Annotated in this window: 7 protein-coding genes; all 7 read left to right on the forward strand. The window is 35.6% G+C overall.

Translation table 11 applies throughout. From position 1 onward, the window contains the following. Window positions 1-418: 418 nt before the first annotated feature. The 7 genes from HDC90_RS03970 (at window position 419) to HDC90_RS04000 (ending at window position 13305) form a co-directional block, all read left to right on the forward strand. The gene (locus HDC90_RS03970; protein WP_184464089.1) at window positions 419-3634 is read left to right on the forward strand and encodes a SusC/RagA family TonB-linked outer membrane protein; all 3216 of its coding nucleotides are present in this window, start codon (window positions 419-421) and stop codon (window positions 3632-3634) included. A 5-nt stretch (window positions 3635-3639) separates the two neighbouring features. Continuing rightward, window positions 3640-5142 (forward strand): RagB/SusD family nutrient uptake outer membrane protein, encoded by a 1503-nt coding sequence (locus HDC90_RS03975; RefSeq protein ID WP_184464091.1) that lies wholly within the window; start codon window positions 3640-3642, stop codon window positions 5140-5142. A gap of 36 nt (window positions 5143-5178) precedes the next feature. After that, window positions 5179-5856 (forward strand): hypothetical protein, encoded by a 678-nt coding sequence (locus tag HDC90_RS03980; RefSeq protein ID WP_184464093.1) that lies wholly within the window; start codon window positions 5179-5181, stop codon window positions 5854-5856. A 10-nt stretch (window positions 5857-5866) separates the two neighbouring features. After that, entirely contained in the window at window positions 5867-6814 is a 948-nt protein-coding gene (locus tag HDC90_RS03985) for a DUF5007 domain-containing protein (protein ID WP_184464095.1), read from the forward strand. Between the two features lie 285 nt (window positions 6815-7099). Continuing rightward, entirely contained in the window at window positions 7100-8287 is a 1188-nt protein-coding gene (locus tag HDC90_RS03990) for an ROK family protein (RefSeq protein ID WP_184464097.1), read from the forward strand. A 124-nt stretch (window positions 8288-8411) separates the two neighbouring features. Continuing rightward, complete coding sequence (locus tag HDC90_RS03995) at window positions 8412-11678, forward strand: SusC/RagA family TonB-linked outer membrane protein (RefSeq protein WP_184464099.1); 3267 nt, start codon at window positions 8412-8414, stop codon at window positions 11676-11678. Window positions 11679-11697: 19 nt separating this feature from the next. Continuing rightward, a complete protein-coding gene (locus HDC90_RS04000) occupies window positions 11698-13305 on the forward strand; it encodes a SusD/RagB family nutrient-binding outer membrane lipoprotein (RefSeq protein ID WP_184464101.1) in 1608 nt (535 codons plus the stop codon). The last annotated feature ends 17 nt before the right edge of the window (window positions 13306-13322 follow it).

The raw sequence follows: 13322 nt of genomic DNA on the forward strand, positions 1-13322 counted from the left end.
CCTAACTAAATTGAATTTCAAAAACATTTGAACTAATCATCTCTTCCCATTTATTTAACTAATTGTTGTTGCTAATTGTAACACGCTCTACTGTCTAACCAAGTATTAATGATTAACACTAATTTGTTAAGTGCTAATCCAAACTAGTACCTAAATGTAAGTAGTTGTGTCTGAACAGATGATGTTTTAGAAGAATTGCAATTCGGCAAATTTGAATTGATGCCTTTATAAATCCGAACTAATTATTACCAATTTCCTTTAAAAAAGAGGTAAAACTTTCTAAATAAGCTATTAAAGCCATAAATGGGTTTTACACCCTATGTATATGTTTAATCTTTAACAAAAATATGCCTATGAAATAAAATAATTGAACAATAAACCTTATTAAAAAAATAAAACAAACTAATTAAAAAAGAATATGCAAAAAAATTACTTAAAGTATTTGAGCCTAATTCCATTATTTTTTCTAACCACGATTGCTTATTGTCAAAAAATAATTACAGGAACAGTAAGTGATAAATCTACAGGGCTTCCAGGTGTTACGGTAAAGGTTAAAGGAAAAAAAATAGCGACTCAAACAAATAATGCTGGTAAATTCAATATATCTGCAGAAGAGGGAGATGTTTTACAGTTTTCATTTTTAGGATATGTTTCGGCGGAGAGAACCGTTACGAAACAAAATACTATTGATATTACCTTGAAAGAAGATAATACAACCCTGAAAGAGGTGAATGTAAGTATTGGTTATGGAAGTCAGAAAAAGCATGAGACCACAAGTGCTCTATATACCGTAAAAGGAGAACAACTTCAGAACCAGCCAACCGCATCAATAGAAGGCTTATTACAAGGGCTTGTACCGGGTTTGGTTGTGCAAAACAATTCGGGTTTGCCTGGTGGAAGAAGCAACGTCACCTTAAGGGGTGTTGCCGCATTTTCCAATTCAGCCAATTCGAATGTTGTAAGTACGCCTTTATTTATTATTGACGGTGTACCACTAGAGCAAGATGTTTTTAATCCTTCTGATCCCCGCCAGGCCATTACAAGTGTGCTGTCTGGATTCAGTCCTTACGATATTGAATCGATCGATGTATTGAAAGACGCTGCTTCTACCGCTATTTATGGTTCTAGAGGAGCAAATGGAGTAATTATCATTAATACCAAACGAGGAAAAATTGGTAAACCAATTGTAAGTATAAACTCTCAATTTGGTTTAAGTTATTATCCAGAATTACGTAAAACACTAGGTGGTAAGGCAGAACGTGATTATAAAATTTCTCAATTTGCCCGTTTCAAAGCATCAAAAGTAGGCGGAATTATTACTGATACTCCTATTGAATTAACAGATAGTTTAAATAGTTTCTATAATAATTCTACAGATTGGCAAAAGTTATTTTTCAAAAATGCAACGCTGAAAAATATAAATCTTGGAATTAGTGGTGCTACCGAAAATGCCAGCTATCGTTTAGGTGCTGATTATTATGATGAAAGTGGAATTGTCCTTGGTTCAGGATTTAAGCGTTACTCGTTAACTTATTCAGGAGTATTTAAACCTTCCACTAAATTAACAATTACTGGAAGGGCAAACCTAAGTCAAACTGATGCCAGCCAAAGAAGGGGAGACACTTATAATGCAGCTGTTGTTGGAAATAATTTTTCATCATCTTTTAGACCTGGGCCAGAAAGTGGCTTTTTTGATGCTTATTTAGAATCATATAACAAAGGTGTAAATATTGATTTGACGCGTAATATTCTAGCCCAACTCGAGGCATCTTACGATATATTAAAATGGTTAAATGTTACCTCAAGGGCTTCAGCTAATTACGGTTTTTATAGAACCAGGGGTTTTTCTCCATCCGCAGTTAATGCAAATCTCAAATCTTCAGCGTCGTACTATTCTAAAGAAAATGTAAACCTGTTAAGTGAAACTTTTATTCGGTTATACCACACTTTTGGAGAAAAGCATAATGTTGATTTTGTTGTAGGTAACTCTATAAATACAAGTCAAAACGACAATATTTTTGGATCTGCTACTGGTGGTGCTAATGATGCCCAGCAAGTTATTCAGGGATACCCGCAGGCTAATCTGAACTTAGTTACCCATAATATTGGTTATGGTTTATTATCATACTATTCAAGGCTATCTTATAATTACGATAAGAAATACTTATTTCAGGCAGTAGTACGGGCAGATGCTTCTTCTAAGTTTGGTGCAAATAAGCAATGGGGTTATTTCCCTTCTGGATCAGCAGGATGGGTATTTACCAAAGAAGATTTTTTTAGCAATAATGTGGGTAAATGGTTTAGTTTTGGTAAAATTAGAGCAAGTATAGGTAAGGCTGGTGAACAATATCAAGATAGCTACCTTGCATTAGGAGCTTATAATTCAGGTAGTAATGGAACTTCCGGTTATGGTGCAGTTCCAACCTATAACGGTATCCCAACTTTATATCCAAATTACGATGGTGGCAATGGTATTCCACTGCCAGACTTAACCTGGCAAACCTCTAAAGAATATGGGTTAGGTTTAGACTTAGAATTTTTAAATAGTCGGTTAACTGCTACGTTGGATTATTACCATAAAAATAAAGATGGTTTCTTATTTCCAGATGCGTTGAATGGAACAAGTGGTTATTCTTCCCGCTATATAAATAGTGGTGCAGTGCGTAATACGGGTTTCGAAGCAGCAATTACGGCCTATGTTACCGCACCAGAGAAAAGCTTCCAATACTCCGTTACCTTTATCGGAGGAACAAATAAAAACGTACTCACCAAACTACCTGATTTTGGACGCAGTGTTACGCGCGGTGGTTATGCCGGCGGATCACCTTACTTGCAGGTTGGTAAGCCATTAAATGGTTTCTATTTATTAAAATACCTTGGTGTATATCCTGATGAAGCTTCTGTTCCTGTTAATAAATATACGGGTGCTAAGCTTTACCCTAACGGAAGTGGATTTACCTCTCAGGACCCATACCATGCGGGTGATATCAGATTGTTGGATGTAAACGGTGATGGAGTAATTGATGTTAGAGGGGTTGCAGATAAGGTATATAGTGGTGATCCGAATCCTAAATTTACGGGTAGTTTAGCGCATACATTTAGCTATAAGCTTAAAAATAACTCAACATTGCAGTTAAGTTTATTTTTTAATTATTCTTTTGGGGCAAAAGTATATAATACGGTATTGGCTGATAGGATAAAGGCAGTAAGCTGGACAGCTACAACAAATGTGAATTATCCAGACGGTCAAAGAAATCTTTTAGATGTATCTGACTTAGATGTTTGGACACCAACACATACTAACGCTAAATACCCTGTGTTAAATCCATGGAGATATTATGCAACATCTAGTTATGATTTCATCGGTAACTACGATACCAATACCGATCTGTTTTTAGAAAACGGAAGTTTTGTAAGATTGAACAATATAAATTTAAGTTATGATTTTTCTCCTAAGTTTCTGGCTAAATTAAATGTTAGGCGGTTGCGTGTTTATGGGGGGATGAATAATGTTTTCATTATCACCAAATATACAGGGGTCGATCCTGAAAATGTAGATTATTATGGCTATGATCAGGGAAATGGGTACCCTCTTCCGAATAAGTTTAATTTGGGTTTTAACTTTGAATTTTAAGAGATATGAATATTTTAATTAAAAGAAAATCGAAAATATTATTAGTCGTATTAATGGCTTTTGCATTACTTTTCTCATGCAAAAAGATATTAAATCCGGATGTAATAGATATTCCAACCGAAGGAAATGCAATAACTTCTGCAGCTGATGTAGAAAAAGCGATTTCCGCAGCCTATTCTTTTCTGCGGTATGTTGTGCCAGATAAAGTTTTTTTAATGGGTGATATGCGGGCAGATGCTTTTTCCAGCTATTCGCAAAGTTCAAATACTAAAATAGAAACAACTATTGCTACTAATACTATTGCTCCATTAACAAATAATGGCGGAGGCAATTGGAATGATTTTTACAAAGTAATTGCTCAATGCAATCTTATACTTGAAAAAATTCCTCAAATATCAACCTATGATGAAGCGACTAAAAAGAGACACATAGGAGAGGCCAGCTTTATTAGAGGTTTAACTTATTTTTATTTAACCCGTTTTTGGGGCGATGTACCATTGAACCTAAAAAGCATCAATCTGGATAACATTCCACGGGCTCCTAAGGCAGATGTTTTTAAACAAATCAACGCAGATTTAGATGTTGCAATTGCCAATCTACAGCTTTCTTATGCTGCCGATGATATAGCGGTAAGAGCTACAAAAGGTGCTGCCTGGGCAATAAAGGCACATGTTATGGGTTGGATGCAGGATTATTCCAGTTGTGAGAAATTGTGTGATAGCGTGATTACCAGAGGACCTTATACTTTGGTAGCTGATACAAATAATTTAGTGAGCATTTTTATTGGAAAAACAAAGGAAGGAATATTCGAATTAAATTTTGATGCAAATGCAAGGGAAGTTCAGAAGAACAGGGTGTATAACCGTACTTTGGGCAGGCCATGGTATAAAGATCAATCAGATGGTGGTGGTGGTACCGAAAAGTTTATACTGTCACCAACAACTGCGCAAATGAATCAAATGTTTATACCCGGTACAAAAGATGCCAGAAGATTTACATGGTTTGTAAAAGAAGCTTATGGTAAACCTTTTCAAGTAGGTAAAGATATATTCAATAATGATGCAACATCGGGTAGCAGATATTATCTTGGAAAATACAGGACCCTACAATTGAAGGGTGACACTTCTTCTCAGAACATTAATGAATCTAATATCATTATAACACGTTTATCAGACATTCTTTTGTTACGAGCAGAAGCATTGGCCAGCAATAGTGTTAACAGACCTGCAGAAGCTATAACGTTGCTTAATAGAGTGAGAGCAAGAGCGTATGCTAAACCTTATACCAGTGGCGGTGATTTACAAGATACGATTTTGCTGGAACGTAAAAAGGAACTTATTGGTGAAGGCCAATACTTTTTTGACCTGGTTCGGACAAGAAAACTTGCGAAATATTCAAAAATAACCGCAGCTAACTGGTATGAAACCGGTGCATGGTTATTACCAATTGATCAAACTATTATAGCGAAAAGTAATTTTGTAATTACACAAAATGACTTTTGGAAATAATCGTACAGTATAAATTAATATGATAAAATATTTAATATGAAAAGTAATTCATTTAAAATTTTAGTATTCAGCTTTGCAATGGCGTTAATTTTATCAGCATGCCAAAAGCACGAATATTATGTGGATGGTGGCCTATCTGGCCAACCTGAATCGGAAAAAAGCATGAGTGCTTACGATTTTTTGGCTAGTCGGCCTAATCATATGTTTGATTCGCTAATCAAAATTATAAACTTAACCAATACTAAAGCCTTAATTAACCAACAGAATATTACATTATATGCCATGCCTGATGATGGTGTGATGCGTTTTCAAAGACGTTTTACCCCTTCGGATAAGCAAGCACCAAGGCCCCTAAGTAAAATTGGTGTAGACACGCTAAAGATGTTGCTAAACAGATTTATAGTGCCTAACACTAACATAACTTTAGAGCAGGCGGTTGCCGATAAAACTAAATACTATAAAGATAATAATACTGATAGTTTACTAGTCTATGGTGTTGATGGCGGTGTAAGTGCCGGAAGTACTTTACAAACATCAGCTTATAGAATGATCTATGAACATAGAAAGATAAAAGGAGTTGATTCAGTGGTTTATAGCTCAGGAATACAAACTCACAATCTGGTAACGGCTAACGCCCGAATACACGTATTGGCAAGAGGTGGTAATTTTAGTGCAGGGCTAAAACTCAAATATTTTAGAACTAATGATAATTAATTCAATTGATATGAAAAAAATATTTAAAACAAAGGTTGCTATACTTTTGTTACTCATGGCTTTTTTCGTTTCCTGCAAAAAAAATGATACAACAGGTTTTTTAAGTCCGGCAATAAAATATCCTAACCCTTCAGTAACAGTAATAACAGGTCGAGGGCTGTATACCTCATCGGCTTTAGCCACTGATGAATCTACAAAACCGCTTGAGTTTAGTATTGAAGCCATACACGATGAATCAGGAAAATTACTTACAGATCTAATGAACTATAAAGTTGATACGTACTTTTGGACCGCAACTCCAACGGGTTTAGAAAAAGACCTGTCTCAAATTGATGCCATAAGGTATAAAGTAAGGAGGCCTGCTATAGATATAAAACCAGAAAACGGGCAGATACTGATTTATGGTGAGGCTACAGATGTTAATATTTTTCCAAAGGGAGTTTATTTAATTGATGTGAAGGTTAAGAATAGTTCAGGTGAACAGGTATTAAAAAATGCCTTAAGGATTACCACAACTCCTGCTGGCCCTTATTCTTATCAATTTTCAGGTGTTGATGGTATAGATGGTATTGATGTAACGTTTACAAAAGTGCAATCCACAGGTAATAAATTGATCGTTAGAACATTAAGGAAAGACGGTACAGCAATAGATCCGAAAACATTATTAGGGTACGAATACGGTACAGCTGCAAATCCAAATTTGAAAGACTGGCATAATTTAGGTTTGCAAAAAATTACAAGTTATACTGAATTTTCTGATCGGTTAGAGATCGAGGTTGCGGGAATGCCAATTCCGGTTATTGGTGGGCTTCCAGCTGGGCAGGGCATTCCTATTTGGGGTCAGCGTATTGATATGTATAACAATAGTAGCGCTATCGGTAAATATTTTAACTATTGGTTTGATTTTGCAATATTTGAGACTGGTACATGGGAAATTGTTGTGAAATTGAAATATTAATCGATCAAATTTTCAAAAAAAATAATCAGATACTTTTTTTTAATATATCTGATTAAATCTATTTGCATAAGCTCGGATTTTAAAAGGCAATTTTCATCTTGAAAATTGCCTTTTTTAGTTAATGATATTTTGATGCTGAAATGTTATTATAAGTTTAGGGCATAAGGCATTTTCTTGACATATTTCACTTTTGAAATCACGTTATAAAACAGTCTTCTTTTTAATTTTTTTAAAAAGATTGCATTTCTTTTATTTTTTATTTAAATTTATCGAAACAAAACAAAAATGTCTGCAACTGTTAAGAAAGCACAGCGATTAAGGGCCGACATTATTAAGCTACTTTATTATAAAAAAAAATCATCGCTCACCGATTTAAGTAAACGTACCAAAAAGAGCTTGCCTTTAATTACGTCTACTGTAAATGCTTTGATAGAAGACGGCTTAATTATAGAGCAAGGATTGGCACCATCTACTGGAGGCCGCCGCCCTTTAAATTTTTTATTAAATCCCAACTACAAAAGGCACATAATAGCCGTAGCAATGGATCAATTAACCACACGGTTAACGATATATGATTTGTCTAATCATCAGGTCTTACCAACGCAGGTGATTGATTTAGATATGACCGAGAGTAAAAGTGCTGATACTTTAATCGAATTCATTGATCATTGTATAAAAAAATCAACAATCGATAAAGAAAATTTATTGGGGATTGGAATAGGTATGCCGGGTTTCGTGAATGCAGAAAAGGGAATGAACTATTCTTTTATGCAAGTTGAAAACGGTATAAGTTTGCAAGACTATCTCTCAAAAAAATTAAGGTTACCGGTTTTTATCGATAACGACTCGAGTTTGATCGCCTTAGCTGAATTAAATTTTGGCGAAGCAAGAAATTTAAAAGATGTACTTGTCGTTAATATTGGTTGGGGTACAGGTTTGGGGATGATTATTAATGACAAATTATATCGAGGTAGTAGCGGTTACGCTGGCGAATTTAGTCATATCCCCTTGTCTAGTTCAAATAGCTTATGCTCTTGTGGCAAACGGGGCTGTCTTGAAGTGGAAACATCTCTTTTGGTAATGGTTCAAAAGGCAGAGGCTGCAGTAAAAAACGGAGAAGAAACAAGCTTAAAAACCCTTTTTAACGATAAAAGTAAAAGTCATGTAGATCATTTCCTGGATGCAGTAGTGAAACAAGATCCTGTAGCCATTTCTATATTAGCTGATGCGGCATTTCTGATCGGTAAAGGGTTGGCCACATTAATCCACATCATGAATCCTGAAAGGATTGTATTGAGTGGCCGGGGTGCCAAGGCAGGCAAAATGCTTCTTCCACCGATACAGCAAGCTATCAATGAATTTTGTATCCCACGGATAGCTGAACAAACAGAAATTAAATGCTCCACCTTGAGTGATGAGGCTGAGTTATTGGCCGCTGCCAGTTTGATGGTGGAAAATAGCTTATTTGATTAAGCTAATTTAATTGAACAAAGAATTAAACAAAGTTTTAACTAATAACAGACTGTATGTATAAATGAAAAAATGACCTCCAAATAAGTCACAAATTATCTTCAACTAATTAACTAAACTAAAAATTATGAAAAAGACATACTTAAAGTGCTTAAGTATGCTGTTATTGTGTTTTTTAACAATAACAGTTTTTGCACAGAAGAATATTACCGGTACGGTAAAAGACGCATCGGGGCCTTTGCCAGGTGTAAGTGTATCTGTTAAGGGTACAGCAAAAGTAACTCAAACTGATGGCAGTGGAAAATTCTCTATATCAGTAAGCCCTAATGAAATTTTGGTATTTACTGCAATAGGTTATGCCAAGCAAGAAATTAGCATAAACAATCAAACATCAATAAATGTAATCCTAAAAGAAAGTTCTAATCAGCTTGATGAAGTTAACGTAGTAACAACTGCATTGGGGATTAAGCGCCAGGAAAAATCTCTTGGTTACGCGGTAAGTACGGTAACGGCTAAACAGCTAACAGAAGCTGGTAATACTAACTTTGCTTCCGCTTTATATGGTAAAGCAGCTGGGGTTAAAATTACAACAGCTCCAGGTGGCGCAAGTAGTGCGGTAAACGTTCAGATCAGGGGTATTAACTCTATTAACTACAATCAACAACCTTTATATGTTGTGGATGGGGTAATGATCAGAAATGATGGACAAAACGGTGCAGCAGGAGCAAATAACAATAACTATTGGGATGATCAACGTGTTCGTGGTAACGGTATCTTGGATATCAACCCTGCCGATATCGAAAGTTTAACGGTACTAAAAGGTGCTAGTGCATCGGCATTATACGGTTCTGATGCAGGTAGTGGAGTTGTGGTAATCACAACTAAAAAAGGATCGAAAAACAGAGGCTTAGGTGTTGATTTTAACTATCAAGGTTCAATGGATCAGGTAGCTTTTTTACCTAGATTTCAGAACACTTATGGTCCTGGTTATGACCGGGCAACTAACGTAGCTAATGGTGCAACTGAAGAAGGCTGGATTCCTGATGCAGCTTCTCCTAGTGGTTTCAGACCGTACTTTAGAGCTTATGCGAATTTTGGTCCTAAAATGGAAGGTCAGCAGGTAAGATGGTGGGATGGTTCAATCCGTTCATACTCGCCTCAGCCTGATAATTATAAAGATGTATATCAAACAGGTTATACTTCAAATGCAAACGTTGCAATATCTAATCAGACTGAAGCATTAAACTACCGTTTTTCAGCATCAAGATTGGATTACAGGGGAACGCAACCTGGAAATACAGGATCAAAAAACTCTTTTAATTTAAATTCTACAATTAAACTCGCACCGAAATTATCGGCCGATGTAATTGTAAGTTATGTAAACACGATTACTAAAAACAGACCATACCAATTGGGTCAGGTGTTGGGGTCTTTCGGAGGTTTCTTCAGCCGTGCTGAAGATATGGATTTAATGAAAGAGAAATTCCAAACCAGTAACGGATACAAATACGCAACCTTCGATCAAGTTAACCGTCCTGAGCCTTTCGTATTCAACATCAGGGCAACCAATTTACTGGATTTTTATTGGCAACAATTGAAAAACCAATACAATGAAAATGAAAACAGGTTATTATCTAGTTTCACTTTAAATTATGATTTTGCTAAAAACTTAAAATTCAGAGGTCGTATTGGTAATGATTATACTGGTGCCAGAACAGAAAATCGCCAGTATACTGAAATTCCGAGTGCATTAAATAGCACTACTAGTACAGGAGCCTATACTACAACACAAGGCCAGTATGCCATTTTATATGGAGATGCATTGATAACTTATTCTAACAAAATAGGTAAGGATCTTAATATATCATTAAGTGGTGGTTATCAAGGTAGAAAAGAGAATTATAAAGATCAAAAATCAAATACTAAAGACGGTTTGGTATCAGAAAATTGGTTTGCTATAACCAATTCATTTGGTGTTGCTGAAACAACGGATACGCGTAAGGAGCAGTTGAAATATGCCTATTTAGGAATGTTAAACTTAGCTTATAAGGATTATTTGTTCTTAGAAGGAACTGCCCGTCAGGAGTATGTGTCTACACTTCCACCCGCAAATAATCAATATTCTTATTATTCTGTAAATGGAAGTTTTGTTTTTAGTGATTTATGGAAATTGCCTTCGTTTTGGAGCTATGGTAAATTGAGAGCTTCTTATGGTATTGTGGGTAATGCGCCACCAATGTATGAATCTAATATTCTATACAAACAAGTTTCCCTGCAAACAATAAATGGTTCAGTTCCTGCTTTAAGTTCCGCAAGTGCCTATGGAAATTTAGATTTAATGCCAGAGAAAAAACATGAAGCAGAATTTGGCTTAGAAACCCGTTTCTTAAACGGCCGTATTGGTTTAGATGTAAGTTATTACAACAATAAAATTAAAAATCAAATCATTCCGCTAGATGTGACCTCTACCAATGGTGCAAGAAGCCAAATTGTAAATGTAGGCGAAATTGGTAACCAAGGATTTGAATTGGCATTTAATGCAACTCCAGTATCAGGTAAGTTTAGATGGGATACACGATTAAATTTCTCTACCAATAAATCAAAGGTAAATTCATTGAAAGATGCTAATTCTGAAATTAACTTTTATGCATCAGATCAATCAACGGCTAAAATAGTAGCAAGAGCTGGCGAGGATCTTGGAAATATTTATATTCGTCCGAGAAAAACTGATGCGAATGGCAACTACTTAATCAATGATGATGGTTTTTATGTAATGGATAATTCTACTTACGTTAAAGCGGGCAACATTATGCCTAAAGCAGTTGGAGGTTTCTCAAACACATTTAGCTATGGTAATTTAGCTTTAGATTTTACAATTGACTATCGCTTGGGCGGTAAAATGATTGCTCCAAACCTTAAATATATGAGAGGTGCTGGTATGTTAGAAAATTCAATGGAATTCAGAGATGCGGCAAATGGTGGCTTATCATACACCGCAAATGGCAAAACATATAATGATGGTGTATTGCTTCAAGGTGTTAATGAAAATACAGGTTTACCAAATAGCAAAATCCTTTCCGCTGCGGATTATTACTTAACAACATACAACTGGGGAGAAGGCTCTTTAACTGAAGGAGAAATTTTTGATAATAGCTACGTGAAAATGAGGGAAATAACCTTGAGCTATAAAATTCCGGCTTCCTTTACCAAAAAGTTAAAAATTACCAATTTAAGATTTTCATTAATTGGGCGTAACTTGTTTTATATCTACAGAACCCTTAAAGACCTGGATCCAGAGGCACCGCTGGGAAACAAATGGTGGTCGCAAGGAGTTGATGTTGGTTCAACAGCAGCATCAAGAAATTTCGGATTCTCTTTAAATGCAAATTTTTAGCCTAAAAATTAAAGACATTATGAAAAAGTTAATAATAAAAACAAGTTTTCTTTTAATTGCAATAACGGCTACGGTTGGTTGTAAAAAAGAGCTTGAAGATAAATTTAATAACCCAGAACAGGCAAAAGAAGCAAGTACCGCTGGTTTATTTACCGCCATGTTAAACAATGATCGTGTAGCAGCAAAGTACTGGAATGTGCGTACATTTTTAAGTCAAATGCCTGGTGTATATGCTCAAACTGCTTACATATCTAATAGCAATTCTGTTTATCAGCAAAATGATGGATATGCCCAAAACTATTGGGATGATTTTTATTCTACAAATGGTAATGGTAGTGGCGTTATGGCCCTTTACAGAGCAATGGAAGTAAAATTCAACTCTTTACCTGCAAGTGAGCAAGCTACTCAAAGAATTATTATGCAGGCTGCTAAGGTTGTATTAATAGAACAAGCTGCCAAAATGGTAGATCTATGGGGAGATATTCCATATTCTGAAGCCGGAAATCTTCCATCAAATAACACAATCAAAAACCCTAAATATGATGAGCAAAAAGCATTATATAATACTTTTTTAACTGATCTTGCAAGTGCAGCAGCATACTTTAAAAGTAATGCATCCAATGCTGCCTTTTCAAAATCAGATATTCTGCTTTCAGGAAATGTAGACAAATGGGCTCGTTATGCAAATTCGCTTCGTTTAAGATTATTAATGCGCATTTCGAAAACAGATGAAGCGACGGCTAAAACTGCCATCATGCAAATGTTAGGCGATAATGCAGCCTATCCTTTGGTTGATGGTGGTAATGTAGGCCAATACAATCCAGCAATATCAGATATTTTACTGCAACCCCTTACCAATAGCACAAGCGATTTGCATGATGCTTTTTTAGAGGGTAGCTTTTACGCTACAGATTATATGTTAAATACTGTAATGTTGCCGGCAAACGATCCACGCATTCCTGTTGTGTATGATAAATTTGGACGTACCATTAAAATTAATGGTAAGGATACTTTTGTGCCAAACACAACTTATAAAGCGATGCCTGTTACATTTACCACAACAGAGCAGGAAAACAGTTTTCCTGATTATTCAGTTTTGGATTCTGCAACATTCCTTTACAATCAAAAATTACCAGGCATAGTAATTACTGCCTCAGAAGTTAACTTCTTAAAAGCGGAAGCTTATGAAAGATGGGGAAGTACCACAGACGCTAAAACCGCCTATGATAACGCATTAAAGCAATCAGTGACTTTCTATTACTACCTAAATAATTTAAATCAAGGAAGAGGTTATGTAAATGTAACGGCTCCTCCTAGCACAACTGTTGATATTTGGGTAGGCACATCATCTGCAACTTATTCAGGATCATCTTCAGATAAACTAGCTAAGATTTATACCCAAAAATGGGCACATTTCGGTGTTTTACAATCTACAGAAGCTTGGTCGGAATATAGAAGAACGGGTTTTCCTGTTTTAACTTTTCCATCGAATGGTAAATTATCAGGTTTTGATAGCCCACCAACACGTTTAATATATCCAGCAAAAGAGAAAACTTTAAATAGCGCAAATTATCAGTCTGTACAAGCTAAAGATACCCGCAAAACTAAAATATTCTGGATGCCTTAATCCTTTAAATTAAATCC

It is taken from the genome of Pedobacter sp. AK013 (assembly GCF_014205835.1).
Taxonomy (GTDB): Bacteria; Bacteroidota; Bacteroidia; order Sphingobacteriales; family Sphingobacteriaceae; genus Pedobacter.

Excerpts from the sequence above, each read along its gene's own strand:
- HDC90_RS03970 (WP_184464089.1), top strand. The coding sequence starts at position 419 with ATGCAAAAAAATTACTTAAAGTATTTGAGCCTAATTCCATTATTTTTT.
- HDC90_RS03975 (WP_184464091.1), top strand. The coding sequence starts at position 3,640 with ATGAATATTTTAATTAAAAGAAAATCGAAAATATTATTAGTCGTATTA.
- HDC90_RS03980 (WP_184464093.1), top strand. The coding sequence starts at position 5,179 with ATGAAAAGTAATTCATTTAAAATTTTAGTATTCAGCTTTGCAATGGCG.
- HDC90_RS03985 (WP_184464095.1), top strand. The coding sequence starts at position 5,867 with ATGAAAAAAATATTTAAAACAAAGGTTGCTATACTTTTGTTACTCATG.
- HDC90_RS03990 (WP_184464097.1), top strand. The coding sequence starts at position 7,100 with ATGTCTGCAACTGTTAAGAAAGCACAGCGATTAAGGGCCGACATTATT.
- HDC90_RS03995 (WP_184464099.1), top strand. The coding sequence starts at position 8,412 with ATGAAAAAGACATACTTAAAGTGCTTAAGTATGCTGTTATTGTGTTTT.
- HDC90_RS04000 (WP_184464101.1), top strand. The coding sequence starts at position 11,698 with ATGAAAAAGTTAATAATAAAAACAAGTTTTCTTTTAATTGCAATAACG.